This is a genomic window from Pseudomonas sp. E1BtOHC1 (assembly GCF_058744285.1).
Map to the genome: position 1 here is coordinate 6,221,909 of NZ_CP196023.1, position 19,352 is coordinate 6,241,260.

Sequence of the window (19,352 nt, forward strand, 5' to 3'; positions counted from 1 at the left end):
CACCCTGCTGCCAGGCGTCAACCCTGGGCCTGTTCCAACGCCACGCCGGCGCCGGTCAGCCCGGAATAGGGCGCGGTCACCAGCCACACCGGGATGCCCTTGAAGTAATCGCTCATGCAGCCCTTGTCGGCAAAACTCTTGGCAAAGCCGCTGTGGATGAAGAAGTCGGCGAAACGGGGAATCACCCCGCCGACGATATACACCCCGCCCCGAGCGCCCGTGGTCAGTACATTGTTGCCCGCCACCCGCCCCAGCCAGCAGCTGAACTGCTCCAGCACTTCCCGGGCAATCGGGTCGCCGGCCAGCCCGGCAGCGGTGATGGCTTCCGGGGTATCGAGGCGCGGCTCATGGCCGTCCACCGCGCAGATCGCCCGGTACACCCGAGGCAATCCACTGCCGCTCAGAGCGGTCTCGGCGCTGACATGGCCAATCTCATCGTGAATGTGCTGCCACAGTTGGGTTTCTCGCGGGCTGCTCAAGGGCAGGTCGACATGGCCGCCCTCCCCCGGCAAGGCCATGTAGCGGCCGTCACCGAAATTCAGCAGGGTGCCCACCCCGAGGCCAGTGCCCGGCCCTATCACCACCGCCGGACGCAAGGGTTCGGCGACTCCTTCGCAGACCACACGAAACTCATCGGGCTGCAAGCGGGTCATGCCCAGGGCCATGGCCGAGAAGTCGTTGACCAGCAGCAACTGCTCCACCTGCAAGGTCTGGCAGAACGCCTGGCGGCTCAGGCGCCAGTGATTGTTGGTAAAGCGGAACTCGTCGCCGCTGACCGGACCGGCCACCGACAGGCATACCGAACCGATGGAACCCAGGGCCAGGCCCTGGTCTTGCAGGTACGCCTTGATGGCGTCTTCCGGGCAGCGATAGTCCGCCGTTGCGTGGACCTGGATCGCGTCCAGTTGCTGGTCCTTCCACAACGCGAACCGCGCGTTGGTGCCACCGATGTCACCGACCAGGGCCAGTTTCAATTAAGCGTCTCCAGAGCAGAGGTAAAGGCGCTGGCGCCCTGCTCTGCCGAGCTGAAGGCCATGCGCATGAAAGCGAAGAGTTCGCGGCCGGTACCGACGTTGTTGCCCAACAGGCCCTTGGCCGGCTCGCGAGCTGCGAATTCTGCGGCGTCCACCTTAAGCTCAAGGGTGCCCTTGACGCCATCCACACGAATGATATCGCCATCCAGCACCCGAGCCAGGGCCCCACCCACCTGGGCTTCCGGGCTGACATGGATCGCCGCCGGGATCTTGCCCGAGGCGCCGGACATACGCCCGTCGGTGACCAGCGCGACCTTGAAGCCTCGGTCCTGCAGCACACCGAGGAAGGGCGTCATCTTGTGCAGCTCGGGCATGCCGTTGGAGCGCGGGCCCTGGAAGCGCATCACCGCGACGAAATCTTTCTCCAGCAGTCCGGCCTTGAAGGCATCGGCCAGGTCCTGCTGGTCCTGGAACACCACGGCCGGGGCTTCGACGACCTGATGCTCGGGAGCCACCGCGGAGACTTTCATCACCCCGCGGCCGAGGTTGCCTTCCATGACCCGCAAGCCGCCTTCCGGGGAGAAGGCCCGAGCCACCGGCCGCAGGATGTTTTCGTCGAGGCTTTCGATCGGGCCGTCGCGCCATACCAGTTTGCCGTTATCGAGGAACGGCTCCTGGGTGTAGCGGCTCAGGCCGGGGCCGGCCACGGTATTGACGTCCTCGTGGAGCAGGCCGGCTTCCAGCAGCTCGCGGATCAGGAACGACATGCCGCCCGCTGCCTGGAAGTGGTTGATGTCGGCCTTGCCGTTGGGATAGACGTGGGACAGGGTCGGCACCACCTCGGACAGGTCGGCCATGTCCTGCCAGGTCAACTGGATACCTGCCGCCTGGGCGATGGCTGGCATGTGCAGAGTGTGGTTGGTGGAACCGCCCGTTGCGTGCAGGGCAACGATGGAGTTGACCAAGCAACGCTCGTCGACGATTTCGCCGATGGGCATGAAGCTGCCGCTCTGCTTGGTCAGGCGCGTGACCTGCTGCGCAGCTTCGTAAGTCAGCGCATCACGCAACGGCGTGTTGGGGTTGATGAACGAGGCGCCCGGCAAGTGCAGGCCCATGACTTCCATCAGCAACTGGTTGGTGTTGGCGGTGCCGTAGAAAGTGCAGGTGCCCGGACTGTGGTAGGACTTCATTTCCGACTCCAGCAGCTCCTCGCGGCTGGCCTTGCCTTCGGCATAACGCTGGCGCACATCGGCCTTCTGCTTGTTGGAAATCCCCGACACCATCGGCCCGCCCGGAACGAAGACCATCGGCAGATGACCGAAGCGCAGGGCCCCCATCATCAGGCCCGGGACGATCTTGTCGCAGATCCCCAGCATCAGCGCGGCGTCGAACATGTTGTGGGACAGCGCCACTGCGGTAGACAGCGCAATCACCTCACGGCTCGGCAGGCTCAGTTCCATGCCCGCCTCGCCCTGGGTCACGCCATCGCACATGGCCGGGGTGCCGCCAGCGAACTGGCCCACCGAACCGATCTCCCGCAGGGCTTTCTTGATCTGCTCGGGGAAATGTTCGTAAGGCTGGTGGGCCGACAACATGTCGTTATATGACGAAACAATTGCCACATTGGCCGCGTTCATCATCCGCAGGCTGTGTTTGTCGTCGGCGCCACAACCGGCCACGCCATGGGCGAAGTTCGCACACTGCAGCTTGCCCCGCTGCGGGCCGTCGCTGGCGGCGCCCCGGATCAAAGCGAGATAGGCCTGGCGAGTGGCGCGACTGCGGGCAATAAGCCGTTCGGTGACCTCAAGAACGCGGGGATGCATGTGTAGAACTCCAGGCTAACGGATGTGGCGACCTGTTTGTCTATGCTGATCAGAAGCGTCGCCAACCAGGGACGGCGGAGGACTTTCCTGACCATTTGGACCAGTTGATTCAGGTCACTCGTTGTAGATAAGACAAAATATTGCCACTAAAAAGGCTTGTTTTCTATTTCTATGCGAATAATCTTGTAATTCCAACAACAAATTTAACGACAGGCGTTTGCACATGACTCTTCGAATCGCAATCAATGGTTTTGGCCGTATTGGCCGTAACGTCCTGCGCGCACTCTATACCCAAGGCTATCGTCAGGATCTGCAGATCGTCGCCATCAACGATCTGGGAGACAGCGCGATCAATGCCCACCTGCTGAAATACGACACCGTCCACGGCACTTTCGACGCCGAAGTCCAGCACGACCAGGAAAGCCTGACCGTCAACGGCGACCGCATCGCCGTCAGCGCCATCCGCAACCCGGCCGAACTGCCCTGGGCCGCGGAAAAGATCGACGTGGTCTTCGAATGCACCGGCCTGTTCACCGACCGTGCCAAGGCTGCCGCCCATCTTACTGCCGGCGCGCGCAAAGTGATCATCTCGGCCCCGGCCAAAGGCGCCGACGCCACCGTGGTCTATGGGGTCAACCACGACATTCTGCGCCAGTCGCACCAGGTCATTTCCAACGCTTCGTGCACCACCAACTGCCTGGCCCCGGTGGCCCAGGTGCTGCATCGCGAGCTGGGGATCGACAACGGCCTGATGACCACCATCCACGCCTACACCAACGACCAGAACCTCACCGACGTCTATCACAGCGACCCCTATCGCGCCCGCTCGGCCACCCAGAACATGATCCCGAGCAAGACCGGCGCCGCTGAAGCCGTCGGCCTGGTACTGCCGGAACTGGCGGGCAAGCTGACCGGCATGGCGGTACGGGTACCGGTGATCAACGTATCCCTGGTGGACCTGACCGTGACCCTCAAGCGCGACACCACGGCCGAAGAGGTCAACGCCCTGCTCAAGAGTGCCAGCCAGCATTCGAAGATCCTCGGCTACAACACCCTGCCGCTGGTCTCCAGCGACTTCAATCACAACCCGCTGTCGTCGATCTTCGACGCCAACCACACCAAGGTCAGCGGCGGTCGCTTGCTCAAGGTACTGGCCTGGTACGACAACGAGTGGGGCTTCTCCAACCGTATGCTGGATAACTGCCTGGCCCTGTGCAACGCGGAATAAAACGGATATTCGTCGATGATCGGTATCAGTTTCACGCAAAAGACCATGGCGGCGCGCAAGCGCATCGCCCTGGTCGCTCACGACCACTGCAAGGTCTTTCTGCTGGACTGGGCCGAGCGACAGAAGTCACGACTGGTCGAACATGAACTGCTGGCCACCGGCACCACCGGGCTGCTGCTGAGCAAACGCCTGGGACTGCCGGTGGAAAGCATGATCAGCGGCCCTCTGGGCGGCGATCAGCAGTTGGGCGCGCAGATCGCCGAACAGCGGGTCGACCTGCTGGTGTTCTTCTGGGACCCCTTCGAACCCCAGCCTCACGATCCGGATATCAAAGCCCTGCTGCGCGTGGCGGCGGTATGGAACATTCCCGTGGCCTGCAACGAGTGCAGCGCCGACTACCTGCTCAGCAGCCCACTGATGAGCCAGGCCCACGAACACCGGATTCCCGACTACCAGGCGTACCTGGCCGCTCGGGGATAAAATCACACAAGGCTTGACCATTGACGTAGATGACAATCATTATCATCTGCTGCAAAAAATGGATCAGGCCTTGCTGTGAGTCAATCGCACTTCAACCACGTCTTCCTCACTCAACGAATTTCTCTGCTGCGAACGCTGGAGCGGATGGTCAACAACCACAGCACCGCCGAAGACCTACTGCAGGAAACCTATCTGCGAGTGACCCGCGCGCTCAGCGAGCGACCGATCACCCACCTTGAGCCTTTCGTGTTCCAGACCGCACGCAACCTGGCGCTCGACCACCTGCGGGCGCGACGCATCCAGGGCCGCACCCTTATGGAAGATGTGCCGGCGGAGGTGGTGGAGAACGTCGCCGCGCCCGTCAGCAGCGCCGAAGACGCCGCCCACGCCGAACAATTGCTGGAGCGCCTGAACCTCAGCCTCGGCCAGCTCAGCCCGCGCCAGCAGCAGATCTTCATCCTCAGCCGCCTGCACGGCCACAGCTATCAGGAGATCGCCGATGAGCTCGGGGTTTCGCTGAGCACGGTGCAAAAGGAATTGAAACTGATCATGGCCATCTGCATCGGCGTCGCCGAACGTCTCGACGGCCAGTGAGTTTCAACCGCTGAGCAGAATGACTGCGTCAGCCCCAGGCCTTTGTTAACCTTGGCCGGCTTTCGCTCTCTCTTGAAAAAACAGCTGCGCACAGACGCCGCCGAGGAACACCCGTGACGGATTTTCACAGCGCCGAGCCGCCCAACCCTGCCGGCTCGCACTCAAGCACCCTTGCCATGGATCAGGCGCTGGATTGGCTGATCGAGCTGGAACATCCGAACGAGGAACAAGTGCGCCAGTTTCACCAGTGGCTGGCGGCTTCACCGCTCAATGCCCAGGCCTTCGAGAAGGCCCAGGCCATCTGGAACGGCCCCCAAGTGGCACTCTGTGCCCAGGCCCTGGCCACCCCCGCGCCGAAGGTTTCACGCCTGGCCCGCCTGCGCCCTCATTGGAAGCCACTGGCCACTGCCGCGGTGCTGGTGCTGGGGCTGTTCAGCTTCAGCAACCTGCCCCTGCGCCTGCAGGCCGACCACCTGACCCTGGTCGGTGAACGCCAGCGCCTGCAACTGGAAGACGGCTCGAAGGTCCTGCTCAACACCAACTCGGCGTTTTCCAGCCAGATCGACGATCACCAGCGTGTGGCCCGGCTGTACCAGGGCGAAGCCTTCTTTGAGATCCCGGCCACGCTCGGCCTGCCCCTGGAACTGGACGCTGGTCCGGTCCGGGCCAGCGTGCGCGACACCGCCTTTGCCGTGCGCTATCTGGACGGCGTCGCCCAGGTCCAGGTGCAGCGCGGCGATATCGACCTGCGGGCGACCCATGCCGACCAGCGCATTCGCCTGAAGGCCGGAGAAAGCGTACGCGTTGGCCCTCAGGGTTTTGAGCACCCGGCCAAGCTCGATGCCGGCAAGGACCTGGCCTGGGTCGAGGGTCGCCTGGTGTTCGAGAACTGCCCCCTCAACCAGGTGCTGGCGGAACTGCGACGTTATTACCCGGGCTGGATCGTCAATAACAACGAGCAGCTGGCGAATGTTGCCGTCACCGGCAACTACCGCCTGGACCAGCCCCTGGATGTGTTGCGCTCCCTGGCCCATATCACCTCGGCGCAGCTCTCGGAATTCCCGGCGCTGGTGATTCTCAACTGAGAATAATTATTTTTACGCGATAGCCAGGGGTCATACGTCTCGTTATAGCCAATGCAACTGATTCGCATTTTGAATGCGTATCTGCACCTATAAGATTCGTGCGACCCGGAGCGCTCTCGATGTCCCCTCGCCTCAACAGCCGATCCTCTGTTCCCTGTACCCGCCTGCAGAACTGCACCCTGTCGCTGCTCACCGCGGCGATCCTGCTGGCCGGCGCTCACGCCACTCCTGTCATGGCGGCCGATGCCCCGGCGCCTTCCAGCCAGCGCATGGGCAACTACAACTTCGCCATTGCCCAACAACCGCTGGTCTCGGCGCTCAATGCCTTTACCGCAGTCACCGGCTGGCAAGTGGGCCTGCCCGCCGAGCTGGCTGCCGGCGTTGCCTCCCCCGGCGTACGCGGCTCGCTGCCGCCGGAAAAGGCCCTGGATCGGCTGCTCGGCGGCACCAACCTGAGCTACCGCAAGCTGGGCAACAACAGCATCGTTCTGGAGAAACGCAGCGGCGCCAACGTGGTGAACCTGCAGCAAGTGACCATCAGCGCCACCCGCCAGGAACAGGACATCAGCTCGGTACCCAGCACCGTGAGCGTGCAGACCCGGGAAGAACTCGACCGCCAGAACGTCAACACGATCAAGGAGCTGGTGCGTTACGAGCCTGGTGTTTCGGTGGGCGGTGCAGGCCAGCGCGCCGGTATCAGCGGCTACAACATCCGAGGTATCGACAGCGACCGGATTCTCACCCAGGTGGACGGCGTGGAAGTGCCGGATCACTTCTTCAGCGGCCCTTATGCCAAGACCAACCGCAACTACGTCGACCCGGAAATCGTCAAGCGCGTGGAAATCCTCCGTGGCCCGGCCTCGGTGCTCTACGGCAGCAGCGCCATCGGTGGCGCGGTCAGCTACTACACCCTGGACGCCGACGACATCATCAAGCCCGGCCAGGATTTTGGTGCGCGCCTGAAGACCGGCTACAGCTCGGCGGACGAAAGCTGGCTGAAATCCGCCACCGTCGCCGGCCGGGCCAGCGATTTCGACGGCCTGTTGCACCTGAGCCAGCGCGACGGCCACGAAACCGAGTCCTATGGCAGCAACAACGGCACCGGTCTGAACCGCACTGCCGCCAACCCGGAAGACGCCCGCACCACCAACGTCCTGGCTAAGCTCGGCTGGAACTATGCGGACGACGCACGCCTGGGCCTGACCTACGAGAAGTACAAGGACGACCGCGACACCAACCAGAAAAGTGCGGTGGGCGGCCTGTTCCTCAATGGTGTTGGCCAGAACTGGTATCGCTCGCGCGTCGGCAACGACACCATCAGCCGCGAACGCTTCGGCCTGGAAAACAGCTTTGCCCTGGAGTCGCCCATCGCCGATCGGATCAAGTGGAGCCTGAACTACCAGATCGCCAAGACCGACCAGACCACCTCCGAACGCTATAACCCGGTGTCGATTTTCAGCCCGGTGGCCCGTGACGTGCAGCGCGAGCGGAAAACCCTGTACCAGGAAAAACAATGGGTGTTCGACGCTCAGTTGGACAAGGCCTTCGCCCTGGGTGAAACCGATCACCAGTTGACCTACGGCACCACTCTCAAGCAGCAGAAAGTCACAGGCTCGCGCTATGGCACCGCCAGCTGCCTGGCCGTCGGTGCCGGCTGCACCGCGGTTGGCGCGCCGAGCCCTTCCGCCGGCGACAGCGTAAAGAAGTCCAGCGACTTCCCGGACCCGACCATCAACACCTACAGCCTGTTCGCCCAGGACCAGATCAGCTGGAACGCCTGGACCTTCACCCCTGGCCTGCGCTACGACTACACCCAGCTCAAGCCGAAACTGACGCAGGAGTTCCTCAATGTCGCCAACCCCACCGGCAACTTTCCGGTCAGCGACGACAAGAAGACCTGGCATCGGGTTTCGCCCAAGTTCGGCCTGACCTACAGCTTCGACGAGCACTACACCGCCTACGGCCAGTACTCCGAGGGCTTCCGCACGCCGTCGGCCAAGGCGCTCTACGGCCGCTTTGAAAACATCACCACCGGGTACATCGTCGAGCCCAACTCCAACCTCAAGCCAGAAACCAGCAAAGGTTACGAAACCGGCCTGCGAGGCAATTTCGACGCCGGCTCCTTCGATGTCTCGGTGTTCTACAACCAGTACCGCGACTTCATCAACGAAGACGCCATCACCGCCGGCGCACTGCAATCGGTGATCCAGAGCAACAACATCAAACACGCCACCATCAAGGGCGCCGAAGCCAGGGGCCGTCTCAACCTCGATGCCTTCGGTGCACCACAGGGCCTGTACAGCATCGGCTCGCTGGCCTACGCCTACGGTCGCAACAATGACAACGGCGAGCCGATCAACAGCGTCAACCCGCTCAAGGGCGTGTTTGGCCTCGGCTACGACCAGGACAACTATGGCGCGCTGCTGAGCTGGACCCTGGTCAAACGCAAGGACCGGGTCGACAACAGCACCTTCAAGGCCCCGGATGGCCGCACCACCAGCGGCCAGTTCAAGACACCGGGCTACGGCATCCTCGACCTCAGCGGTTTCTACAAGGTCACCGACGACCTGACCGTGAACGCCGGCCTGTACAACCTGACCGACAAGAAATACTGGAACTGGGATGACGTGCGCGGCTACGACAGTGTCGGTGAAGCCGGGCAGACCGCACCCGCCAACCTCGACCGCCTGACCCAGCCCGGCCGCAACTTCTCGGTCAACCTGGTGTGGGATATCTGACGCCAAACCGCCTCACTGCTCTTTTTCATCCAGGGCAGTGAGGATTTTTTACTGTGTCGCGTCTTCTTGTTCGTCTAGTCACTAAGTGCCTCTCATTCTCAAGGACATCTGCATGACCTCCCAGGATTCCTCCCAGCGTCATCATCTGCGCTCCCAGCGTCTGAACCAGATCACCCACGAGCCCCATTCCAAGCTCGACGCCCTGGTCAAGGCCCACGCACCGTTTGAAACCCAGGGTGCCTTCGCTCGCTTCGTGGTAGCCCAGTACCTGTTCCAGTCGGAGCTGGTGGAGCTGTACAACGATGCCGAGCTGATCAAGATCGTCCCCGATCTGGCCGAGCGCTGCCGCGCCGAAGCGGCCAAGGCCGACCTGGCAGACCTGGACACCGAGGTCCCGGCACCGGTAGCCGGCGCAGTGCGCAACCCGAGCAAGGCCGAAGCCCTGGGCTGGATCTTCGTCTCCGAAGGCTCCAAGCTCGGCGCCGCATTCCTGATCAAGCGCGCCGTGGGCCTGGGCCTGAGCGAAACCTTCGGTGCCCGGCACCTGGGCGAGCCGGCTGGCGGTCGTGCCGAAGGCTGGAAGACCTTCACCCGCATCCTCGACGGCCTGGAATTCACCGCCGAAGAAGAAGCCGCAGCGGAGAAAGGCGCCCTGGATGCCTTCAACCGCTTCACCGTACTGCTGGAACAGGCTTACTCCAGCGCTGCACAACCGGCCTGACCTCCTGTAGTTGCGAGCAGGTGGCGCGCCAGGCGTGCCCCCTGCCTGCAGCGGTATTTTGTCGGCCACTGCCATTCCCGGATTGAGCCGTACGGCGCGTTACCTCATCATCGAAGCCATGACCCCCACTCGCCCCTCCTCGTCGAAAATATCCCGCCTGCTGTTTGGCGCGCTGGCTTACATCAGCCTGGCTATCGGCCTGATCGCCATCGTCGTACCGGGTCTGCCCACCACCGAATTCATCCTCCTGGCCGCCTGGGCCGCTACCAAGAGTTCGCCACGCCTGAGTGCCTGGATGGAGAGCCACCGGCTGTTCGGCCCGATCCTGAGCAACTGGCGCAACGGCCGGATTGTCAGCCGCAAGGCCAAAATCAGCGCCACCCTCAGCATGCTGCTGTGTGCCGGCCTGATGCTGACCCTGCTCAACCATCACTGGACGATGTACGCCGCCATCGCCGGCATGACCCTGGGCAACCTGTGGATCTGGTCGCGCCCCGAAGCCTTGCCGCAAACCTGCCCCCCGCCCCTGTAGCAGCCGGCTTGCCGGCGAAAGCCACCTGAGAATATGCATCAACTTGGCGGCCCTCTTCGCCGGCAAGCCGGCGCCTGCACGACGAAGGCCTGCGCCCTACCGTTCGTCGGCTAAAACTCACGCAAAAGCAGGCCAAGCCGATGTTCCGGACATGGCGCTGAATGGACTTGGCGACCGGAATCAGCCGATTCCGTGCTTTCCATCCGTCCTTTCGCGAGATCGCCCCATGTTCGACTCTCTCTCCATCCGCCTGAAAATCGTGCTGTTGTCCGGACTGTGCCTGTTGGGCGTGGTGGCGCTGATCGTCGGCATGAACCTCTATCAGAGCCAGCAGAACAACCAACTGGTGAACACGTCCAGCACGCGGATGCTGACAGCCGGAGTCGAGGACCTGCTGCAGGCCAAGGCAGCCGAACAAGCCGCGCGCATTCAGAAAACCTTCGGCGAAAGCCAGCTGGTGATCACCGCCCTGGCGGATCAAGTCCGGGACCTGCGAGACCTGGCCAACAAGCGCGGCCTGGATGCCCCGGCCCTGCGTGAAGAACTCAACCGCAGCCTGAAAACCGCCTTCGAGCGCAACCCCAAGGTGCTCGGCATCTGGCTCGCCTACGAGCCCAACGCCCTGGACGGCAAGGACAGCGAGTTCGCCAACGACGCCACCCGCGCCTCCAACGAACGCGGACGTTTCGCCACCTACTGGAGTCGCGCCGGCGGCCAGCAACTCAATACCGTGATGGCTGAGGAGGACATGACCAAGACCACCCTCAACCTCAGCGGCACGCCCTACAACATCTGGTACACCTGCCCCCGGGACAGCCGACGCATCTGCCTGCTCGATCCCTATGCCGACACCATCGGCCAGGACAAGAAGCAAGTGCTGATGACCACCATCTCCCTGCCACTGCTGGTGGACGGCAAGGTGCTGGGCGTGATTGGCGTCGACATCGCCCTGGACGCCCTGCAAGCCGCCGCTGTCGAGGCCCAGCGGGACCTGTTCGACGGGGCCGGGCACATGATGATCCTGGCCGGCAGTGGGCTGCTGGCCGCTGTCGGCGCTGATGCCGGCCAGGTCGGCAAGAACATCAATGAAACCTTTGGTGCCCAGGGCAAGGACATCCTCGCGACGCTCGCCGGCAGCCAATCGAAAGTCCTGCAGCAAGGCGACTTGATCCGCGCGGTCTATCCCTTCAGTCCGATTGCCGATGCCAAGGCCTGGGGCGTGACCATCGACCTACCACAACAGGTGCTGCTGGCGGACTCGGTCAAACTGCAGACCCTGCTGGATCAAGCCCAGACCAGCGGCACCCTGAAGACCCTGCTGGTCGCCGTCGGTGCCGGCCTGCTGGGCCTGCTGCTGATGTGGCTCAGCGCTTCCGGCGTGACCCGGCCGATCAACAGCGTAGCCGAGATGCTCAAGGCCATCGCCAGCGGCGACGGCGACCTGACCCAGCGCCTGAACTACAGCAAGAAAGATGAACTGGGCGAGTTGGTGAGTTGGTTCAACCGCTTCCTCGACAAGCTGCAACCGACCATTGCCCAGATCAAGCAAAGCATCACCGAGGCCCGCGGCACCGCCGACCAGTCTTCGGAAATCGCCCGCCAGACCAGCGAAGGCATGCAAGTGCAGTTCCGCGAGATCGACCAGGTGGCCACCGCGTCCAACGAAATGAGCGCCACCGCCCACGATGTCGCCAACAGTGCCTCCAATGCCGCGCAGGCCGCCCGTGGCGCCGACCAGTCGGCCAAGGAAGGCATGACCATCATCGAACGCAGCACCCGGGATATCAGCCTGCTGGCCGACGAGGTGAGCAAGGCGGTGGGTGAAGTCGAAGCCCTGGCGGTGAGCAGCGAGCAGATCGGTTCGGTGCTGGAAGTGATCCGCAGCATCGCCGAGCAAACCAACTTGCTGGCCCTCAATGCGGCCATCGAAGCGGCCCGTGCCGGCGAAAGCGGTCGCGGCTTTGCGGTGGTGGCCGATGAAGTGCGCAACCTGGCCAAGCGCACCCAGGACTCGGTGGAAGAAATTCGCGTGGTGATCGAACGCATCCAGAGCGGCACCCGTGACGTGGTGACCACCATGCACGCCAGCCAGAGCCAGGCGCAGAACAACGCCGGACAGATCCAGCAGGCGGTCCAGGCCCTGGGCAAGATCAGCGACGCGGTCACCGTAATCAGCGACATGAACCTGCAGATCGCCAGCGCCGCCGAGCAACAGAGCGCGGTGGCCGAAGAGGTCAACCGCAACGTCTCGGCGATCCGCAGCGTGACCGAAACCCTCACCGAACAGGCCAGCGAATCGGCTCAGGTGAGCAGCCAACTGAACGCCCTGGCGACTCAGCAGATGAAACTGATGGATCAGTTCCGGGTGTAACACCCAGCAGGCCTCTGACCTCGCGACATCGGTCAGAGGCGCTGCCGATCACCACAGATTATCGATACCGCGACTGTTGAATCACAACTTCAGCAAGCCGCTGTACAGCCCGTAAGCCGCCAGCGACGCCCCCATGAGCACCGCCGTGAAGATCAGCTTCTCCAGCGCCGTGAACAACGGCTCGCCCTGCTCGCGCTTGGCCTTGGCGAACAGAATCACCCCGGGCGCATACAACAGGGCCGACAGCAGCAGGTACTTCAAGCCGCCGGCGTACAGCAGCCAGATGGCGTAGCTCAGGGCCACGACGGCGACGAACAGGTCCTTCATCCGCTCCCGAGAGGCTTGCTCGTAGGTTTCCCCACGGCCGCTGAGCAACACCGCGTAGGCCGCCGACCACAGGTAGGGCACCAGGATCATCGACGATGCCAAATAGATCAGGCTGGTATAGGTGCCCGCGGAAAACAGGGTGATCAACAGGAAGATCTGGATCATCACGTTGGTCAGCCACAGGGCATTGACCGGCACATGGTTGGCGTTCTCCTTCTTCAGGAAAGCCGGCATGGTCCGGTCCCGGGCCGTCGCATAGAGAATCTCCGCGCACAGCAGGGCCCAGGACAACAGCGCCCCCAACAGGGAAATCGCCAGGCCGATGCTGATCAGCAAGGCGCCCCAGGGGCCGACGATGTGTTCCAGCACCGCCGCCAGGGAGGGGTTCTGCAGCGTGGCCAATTCCGGCTGGCTCATGATCCCCAGAGACAGCACGTTCACCAGCACCAGCAACGCCAGCACTCCGAGGAAGCCGATCACCGTGGCCCGCCCGACATCCGCGCGCTTCTGCGCCCGAGCCGAATACACGCTGGCGCCCTCGATGCCGATGAACACGAACACCGTGACCAGCATCATGTTGCGCACCTGATCCATCACCCCGCCAAAATTCGGATTGCTGCGTCCCCAGATATCGCGGGTGAAGATGTCGGCTTTGAACGCCACGGCAGCAATGACGATGAACATCACCAGCGGCACAATCTTCGCCACCGTGGTCAATTGGTTGATGAACGCCGCCTCCTTGATCCCGCGCAGCACCAGAAAATGCACGGCCCACAGCAGCAATGACGCACAACCGATGGCCACCGGGGTATTGCCCTGGCCGAACACCGGGAAGAAATAGCCCAGGGTGCTGAACAGCAGGACGAAGTAGCCGACGTTGCCCAGCCAGGCACTGATCCAGTAGCCCCAGGCGGACGAGAAGCCCATGTAGTCGCCGAACCCCGCCTTGGCATAGGCATAGACTCCGGAATCCAGCTCCGGCTTGCGGTTGGCCAGGGTCTGGAAAACGAACGCCAGGGTCAGCATGCCCACCGCAGTGATCCCCCAGCCGATCAGCACCGCACCGGCATCGGCACGGGCGGCCATGTTCTGTGGCAGGGAAAAAATCCCACCGCCAATCATCGAGCCCACGACTAGAGCGATCAGTGCACCGAGTTGAAGCTTCTGCGCCGGTTGTGTCATTCCTACCTCTGCCTCAGTGAGTCGATCTGGCGATAAACCTACAGTTTATTAAATAACGTCTACAAATGTGCGTCTAACAGTAACAGTCAATTAATCATCCTTTATCCGCACAGGCTTTAGATACCCTGCAGAAGGCACTGAATAACCGACTGTTTTGTTATGTAAATGTACTAAGTGCCATCACTACCAAGTGATTAATCGAACACGCGTGAAGATTTGCACATTCTTCAAAACGGTCTAGCTTCAAACGTCGCTGGCAATGAGAATCCCTATTGATCAGGAGATCAAAAAGCCTCTGGAATGGCCCTCTCAGGGCAGCATTCTACCTCTCGCAATAAATCTTAAGTCATTCATTCACAACGGAATGCAGCGATGAACTGATCTAAGTCAGCTGTTCGGATTGCAAGCAGATTTACTCTGACGTCTCTCTTCTCCTGCATTGGAGTCATGCAATGTCTGAATCCCCCGGTAAACTAAGACTGGGCGCCTTAGTCGCCCTGGTAGTGGGTTCCATGATTGGCGGCGGGATCTTTTCCTTACCGCAAAACATGGCAGCCAGTGCCGATGTCGGTGCAGTTCTTATTGGTTGGGCAATTACCGCTGTCGGCATGTTGACCCTGGCATTTGTCTTCCAGACCCTGGCCAATCGCAAACCTGATCTGGACGGTGGTGTATATGCCTACGCCAAGGCCGGATTCGGCGACTACATGGGCTTTTCTTCGGCCTGGGGCTACTGGATCAGCGCCTGGCTGGGCAACGTCGGCTACTTCGTCCTGCTGTTCAGCACCCTGGGTTATTTTTTCCCGATCTTCGGCGAGGGCAACACCCCGGCCGCGGTGATCGGTGCCTCGATCCTGCTCTGGGCCGTGCACTTTCTGGTACTGCGCGGGATCAAGGAAGCCGCCTTCATCAACCTGGTGACCACGGTTGCCAAAGTGGTGCCGCTGCTGCTGTTCGTGCTGATCGCGCTGTTCGCCTTCAAGCTGGATATCTTCACCGCTGATATCTGGGGGGTGAAGAACCCGGACCTGGGCAGCGTGATGAACCAGGTGCGCAACATGATGCTGGTCACCGTCTGGGTGTTCATCGGCATCGAGGGCGCGAGCATTTTCTCCTCTCGGGCGGAAAAACGCTCGGACGTGGGCAAGGCCACCGTCATTGGCTTCATCACCGTACTGCTGTTCCTGGTGCTGGTGAACGTGCTGTCCCTGGGGATCATGACCCAGCCGGAACTGGCCAAGCTGCAGAACCCCTCCATGGCGGCGGTACTGGAACATGTGGTGGGCCACTGGGGCGCGGTGCTGATCAGCGTCGGCCTGATCATCTCGCTGCTGGGGGCGCTGCTGTCGTGGGTACTGCTGTGTGCGGAGATCATGTTCGCCGCAGCCAAGGACCACACCATGCCGGAGTTCCTGCGCCGGGAAAACGCCAACCACGTACCGGCCAACGCCCTGTGGCTGACCAATGCCATGGTGCAGATCTTCCTGGTCATCACCCTGTTCTCGGCCAGCACCTACCTGTCGCTGATCTATCTCGCCACCTCGATGATCCTGGTGCCCTACCTGTGGTCGGCGGCCTACGCGGTCCTGCTGGCAGTGCGCGGCGAAAGCTACGAACAGGCCCTGGCCGAACGCAAGAAGGACCTGATCATCGGCGGCATCGCCCTGCTCTACGCGATCTGGCTGCTGTACGCCGGCGGGGTCAAGTACCTGCTGCTGTCAGCCCTGCTCTATGCCCCCGGCGTGGTGCTCTTCGCCAAGGCCAAGATGGAACTGCACAAACCGATTTTCACCAACGTCGAGAAGCTGATTTTTGCCGCAGTGGTCATAGGCGCCCTGGTGGCGGCCTACGGTCTCTACGACGGCTTCCTGACCCTGTAACACCGCCTTTCAAGCAACACCCCTGATTGTTTTGTCTCTGGAGGATCACAGTAATGACCACGGAAAAAGTTAAGTACGGCGTCCATTCCGAAGCCGGTAAACTGCGCAAAGTCATGGTTTGCTCCCCAGGCCTGGCCCACCAGCGGCTGACCCCGAACAACTGCGACGAACTGCTGTTCGATGATGTGCTGTGGGTGGCCCAGGCCAAACGCGACCATTTCGACTTCGTCACCAAGATGCGCGAGCGGGACATTGATGTGCTGGAAATGCACAACCTGCTGACCGACATCGTTGCCATCCCCGAAGCCCTGGACTGGATCCTGGAGCGCAAGATCACCGCCAATCAGGTGGGCCTGGGCCTGGTCAACGAAGTCGGCTCGTGGCTGCGCAGCCTGGAGCCACGCAAGGTTGCCGAATTCCTCATCGGCGGCGTCTCAGCCGACGACCTGCCCAGCAGCTTCGGCGGCAAGACCATCGAGATGTTCCGCGACTTCCTCGGCCACTCCAGCTTCATCCTGCCGCCGCTGCCCAATACTCAGTTCACCCGCGACACCACTTGCTGGATTTATGGCGGCGTGACCCTGAACCCGATGTACTGGCCGGCGCGACGTCAGGAAACCCTGCTGACCACCGCCATCTACAAATTCCACCCCGAGTTCACCAACGCCGACTTCCAGATCTGGTACGGCGACCCGGATCAGGAGCACGGCAATGCCACCCTGGAAGGCGGCGACGTGATGCCTATCGGCAATGGCGTGGTCCTGATCGGCATGGGTGAACGCTCGTCGCGCCAGGCCATCGGTCAACTGGCACTGAACCTGTTCAAGCACAAGGCCGTGGAGCGTGTGATCGTCGCCGGCCTGCCGAAGTCCCGCGCGGCCATGCACCTGGATACCGTATTCAGCTTCTGCGACCGCGATCTGGTCACGATCTTCCCGGAAGTGGTGAGTCAGATCGTCGCCTTCAGCCTGCGCCCTGACGAAAGCAAACCGGGCGGCATCGATGTGCGCCGCGAAGAAGCCAGCTTCCTCGATACCGTGGCCAAGGCCCTCAACCTCAAGGCCCTGCGCGTGGTGGAAACCGGCGGCAACAGCTTCGCCGCCGAACGCGAGCAATGGGACGACGGCAACAACGTGGTGGCCGTGGAACCGGGCGTGGTCATCGGCTACGACCGCAACACCTACACCAATACCCTACTGCGCAAGGCTGGGGTCGAGGTCATCACCATCAGCGCCGGCGAACTGGGCCGGGGCCGCGGCGGCGGCCACTGCATGACCTGCCCGATCATTCGCGATCCGATCGACTACTAAGCCTTTAGACGACACGCTCTCCGACCGCGCCTACCCGGCGCCGGTCGGACCGATTACCGAATCCGAGGAAAATAATCATGGCGTTCAACATCCACAACCGTAACCTGCTGAGCCTGGAACACCACACCCCACGCGAACTGCGCTACCTGCTGGACCTGTCCCGCGACCTCAAGCGCGCCAAGTACACCGGCACCGAGCAGCAGCACCTCAAGGGCAACAACATCGCGCTGATCTTCGAAAAGACCTCCACCCGTACCCGCTGCGCCTTCGAAGTGGCCGCCTATGACCAGGGCGCCAACGTCACTTACATCGACCCCAACTCGTCGCAGATCGGCCACAAGGAAAGCATGAAGGACACCGCCCGAGTGCTGGGGCGCATGTACGACGCCATCGAGTACCGCGGCTTCAAGCAGGAAATCGTCGAAGAACTGGCGAAGTTCGCCGGGGTTCCGGTGTTCAACGGCCTGACCGACGAATACCACCCAACCCAGATGATCGCCGACGTGCTGACCATGCGTGAACACGCCGACAAGCCGATCCACGAGATCAGCTACGCCTACCTGGGGGACGCCCGCAACAACATGGGCAACTCGCTGCTGCTGGTGGGCGCCAAGCTCGGCATGGACGTGCGCATCTGCGCGCCCAAGGCCCTATGGCCCCATGACGACCTGGTGCAGCGCTGCAAGCAATACGCCGAAGAAAGCGGTGCCCGCATCACCCTCACCGAAGATCCGAAGGCCGCAGTCAAAGGCGTGGACTTCATCCACACCGACGTCTGGGTCTCCATGGGCGAACCGGTGGAAGCCTGGGCCGAGCGCATCGAGCAACTGCTGCCGTATCAGGTCAACACCCAACTGATGAAAGCCACCGGCAACCCTCGGACCAAGTTCATGCACTGCCTGCCGGCCTTCCACAACAGCGACACCAAGGTGGGCAAACAGATCGCCGAGCAGTATCCGCATCTGGCCAACGGCATCGAAGTCACCGACGACGTGTTTGAGTCCCCGGCCTGCATCGCCTTCGAGCAAGCGGAGAACCGCATGCACACCATCAAGGCGATCCTGGTTTCGACCCTGGCCGACCTCTAACTCGCCTCCCCCTGCCGGGGCTGACTTGCCAGCGAACTGCTGTTCGCCGGCAAGCCGGCTCCTACAGAGCCTCTAGAAGGACTGCATTATGCGTATCGTCGTTGCACTGGGCGGTAACGCCCTGCTCCGCCGTGGTGAACCCATGACTGCGGACAACCAACGCGCCAACATCCGCATCGCCACTGAACAGATCGCCAAGATCCATCCCGGCAACCAGTTGGTGATCGCTCACGGCAATGGCCCACAAGTGGGCCTGCTGTCGTTGCAGGCAGCCGCCTATACCCAGGTTTCGCCCTACCCGCTGGACGTGCTCGGCGCCGAGACCGAAGGCATGATCGGCTACATCATCGAACAGGAACTGGGCAACCTGCTGGACTTCGAGGTGCCCTTTGCCACCTTGCTGACCCAGGTGGAAGTGGACGCCAAGGACCCGGCCTTCAAGAACCCGACCAAGCCCATCGGCCCGGTCTACAGCCAGGAAGAAGCCGAGAAGCTGGCCAAGGAAAAAGGCTGGGCCATTGCCCCGGACGGCGACAAGTACCGTCGAGTGGTGGCCAGTCCCAAGCCCAAGCGCATTTTCGAAATCCGCCCGATCAAGTGGCTGCTGGAAAAAAGCAGCATCGTGATCTGCGCCGGCGGTGGCGGCATTCCGACGATGTACGGCGAGGACGGCAAGCTCAAGGGCATCGAGGCGGTGATCGACAAGGACCTGTGTTCTGCGCTGCTGGCCGAGCAACTCGAAGCCGATTTGCTGGTGATCGCCACCGACGTCAACGCAGCATTCATCGACTTCGGAAAACCCACCCAGAAGGCCATTGCCCAGGCCCATCCGGATGAATTGGAGAAGCTGGGCTTTGCCGCCGGCTCCATGGGACCGAAGGTCCAGGCCGCCTGCGAATTTGCCCGGCACACTGGCAAAGTCGCGGTGATCGGTTCACTCTCGGACATCGAAGCGATCGTCCAGGGCAAGGCCGGCACCCGCATCAGCACGGCAAAAACCGGCATCAGCTACCTGTAAG

The 19,352-nt window shown here is 62.1% G+C and carries 15 protein-coding genes; 12 read left to right on the forward strand and 3 right to left on the reverse strand.

All coding sequences use genetic code 11. The annotated features are described in order from the left end of the window. Positions 1-17 precede the first annotated feature (17 nt). Positions 18-974 (reverse strand): glucokinase, encoded by a 957-nt coding sequence (locus ACSSVC_RS28085; protein ID WP_346632411.1) that lies wholly within the window; start codon positions 972-974, stop codon positions 18-20. After that, positions 971-2,797, reverse strand: coding sequence for a phosphogluconate dehydratase (gene edd, locus ACSSVC_RS28090; protein WP_346632412.1), 1,827 nt, complete (start codon positions 2,795-2,797; stop codon positions 971-973). Before edd ends, ACSSVC_RS28085 begins: the two co-directional genes overlap by 4 nt. Before the next feature lie 223 nt (positions 2,798-3,020). Here edd and gap point away from each other — a divergent pair, with 223 nt between their 5' ends. The 8 genes from gap to ACSSVC_RS28130 all read left to right on the forward strand — a co-directional run bounded on the left by gap (position 3,021) and on the right by ACSSVC_RS28130 (position 12,546). Beyond that, entirely contained in the window at positions 3,021-4,025 is a 1,005-nt protein-coding gene (gene gap / locus ACSSVC_RS28095) for a type I glyceraldehyde-3-phosphate dehydrogenase (protein ID WP_102880664.1), read from the forward strand. A gap of 15 nt (positions 4,026-4,040) precedes the next feature. After that, positions 4,041-4,505: a methylglyoxal synthase gene (locus ACSSVC_RS28100; RefSeq protein WP_346632413.1), complete on the forward strand. Its 465-nt coding sequence runs from the start codon at positions 4,041-4,043 to the stop codon at positions 4,503-4,505. A 75-nt stretch (positions 4,506-4,580) separates the two neighbouring features. After that, on the forward strand, positions 4,581-5,099 hold the full coding sequence (locus ACSSVC_RS28105; RefSeq protein ID WP_346632414.1) for an RNA polymerase sigma factor: 519 nt from the start codon (positions 4,581-4,583) through the stop codon (positions 5,097-5,099). 113 nt (positions 5,100-5,212) lie between these two features. Then, entirely contained in the window at positions 5,213-6,184 is a 972-nt protein-coding gene (locus ACSSVC_RS28110) for a FecR family protein (RefSeq protein WP_404937528.1), read from the forward strand. Positions 6,185-6,303: 119 nt separating this feature from the next. Next, positions 6,304-8,922, forward strand: coding sequence for a TonB-dependent receptor (locus tag ACSSVC_RS28115; protein ID WP_346632416.1), 2,619 nt, complete (start codon positions 6,304-6,306; stop codon positions 8,920-8,922). Positions 8,923-9,034: 112 nt separating this feature from the next. Next, entirely contained in the window at positions 9,035-9,643 is a 609-nt protein-coding gene (locus ACSSVC_RS28120) for a biliverdin-producing heme oxygenase (RefSeq protein ID WP_346632417.1), read from the forward strand. Positions 9,644-9,761: 118 nt separating this feature from the next. Then, positions 9,762-10,175: a YbaN family protein gene (locus tag ACSSVC_RS28125; protein WP_346632570.1), complete on the forward strand. Its 414-nt coding sequence runs from the start codon at positions 9,762-9,764 to the stop codon at positions 10,173-10,175. Positions 10,176-10,401: 226 nt separating this feature from the next. Continuing rightward, on the forward strand, positions 10,402-12,546 hold the full coding sequence (locus ACSSVC_RS28130; protein ID WP_346632418.1) for a methyl-accepting chemotaxis protein: 2,145 nt from the start codon (positions 10,402-10,404) through the stop codon (positions 12,544-12,546). Between the two features lie 81 nt (positions 12,547-12,627). Here the strand turns inward: ACSSVC_RS28130 and arcD (ACSSVC_RS28135) are convergent, their stop codons facing one another. Beyond that, positions 12,628-14,055: an arginine-ornithine antiporter gene (gene arcD, locus ACSSVC_RS28135; RefSeq protein WP_346632419.1), complete on the reverse strand. Its 1,428-nt coding sequence runs from the start codon at positions 14,053-14,055 to the stop codon at positions 12,628-12,630. Positions 14,056-14,507: 452 nt separating this feature from the next. Here arcD (ACSSVC_RS28135) and arcD (ACSSVC_RS28140) point away from each other — a divergent pair, with 452 nt between their 5' ends. From arcD (ACSSVC_RS28140) to arcC, 4 genes are all read left to right on the forward strand, one after another. Then, positions 14,508-15,935: an arginine-ornithine antiporter gene (arcD, locus tag ACSSVC_RS28140; RefSeq protein ID WP_221811109.1), complete on the forward strand. Its 1,428-nt coding sequence runs from the start codon at positions 14,508-14,510 to the stop codon at positions 15,933-15,935. Positions 15,936-15,988: 53 nt separating this feature from the next. After that, positions 15,989-17,245: an arginine deiminase gene (arcA, locus tag ACSSVC_RS28145; RefSeq protein ID WP_123726159.1), complete on the forward strand. Its 1,257-nt coding sequence runs from the start codon at positions 15,989-15,991 to the stop codon at positions 17,243-17,245. Positions 17,246-17,322: 77 nt separating this feature from the next. Then, positions 17,323-18,333, forward strand: a complete 1,011-nt coding sequence (locus ACSSVC_RS28150) for an ornithine carbamoyltransferase (RefSeq protein ID WP_123726158.1) — start codon at positions 17,323-17,325, stop codon at positions 18,331-18,333. An 88-nt stretch (positions 18,334-18,421) separates the two neighbouring features. Beyond that, positions 18,422-19,351: a carbamate kinase gene (gene arcC, locus ACSSVC_RS28155; protein WP_346632420.1), complete on the forward strand. Its 930-nt coding sequence runs from the start codon at positions 18,422-18,424 to the stop codon at positions 19,349-19,351. Position 19,352: the final 1 nt, after the last annotated feature.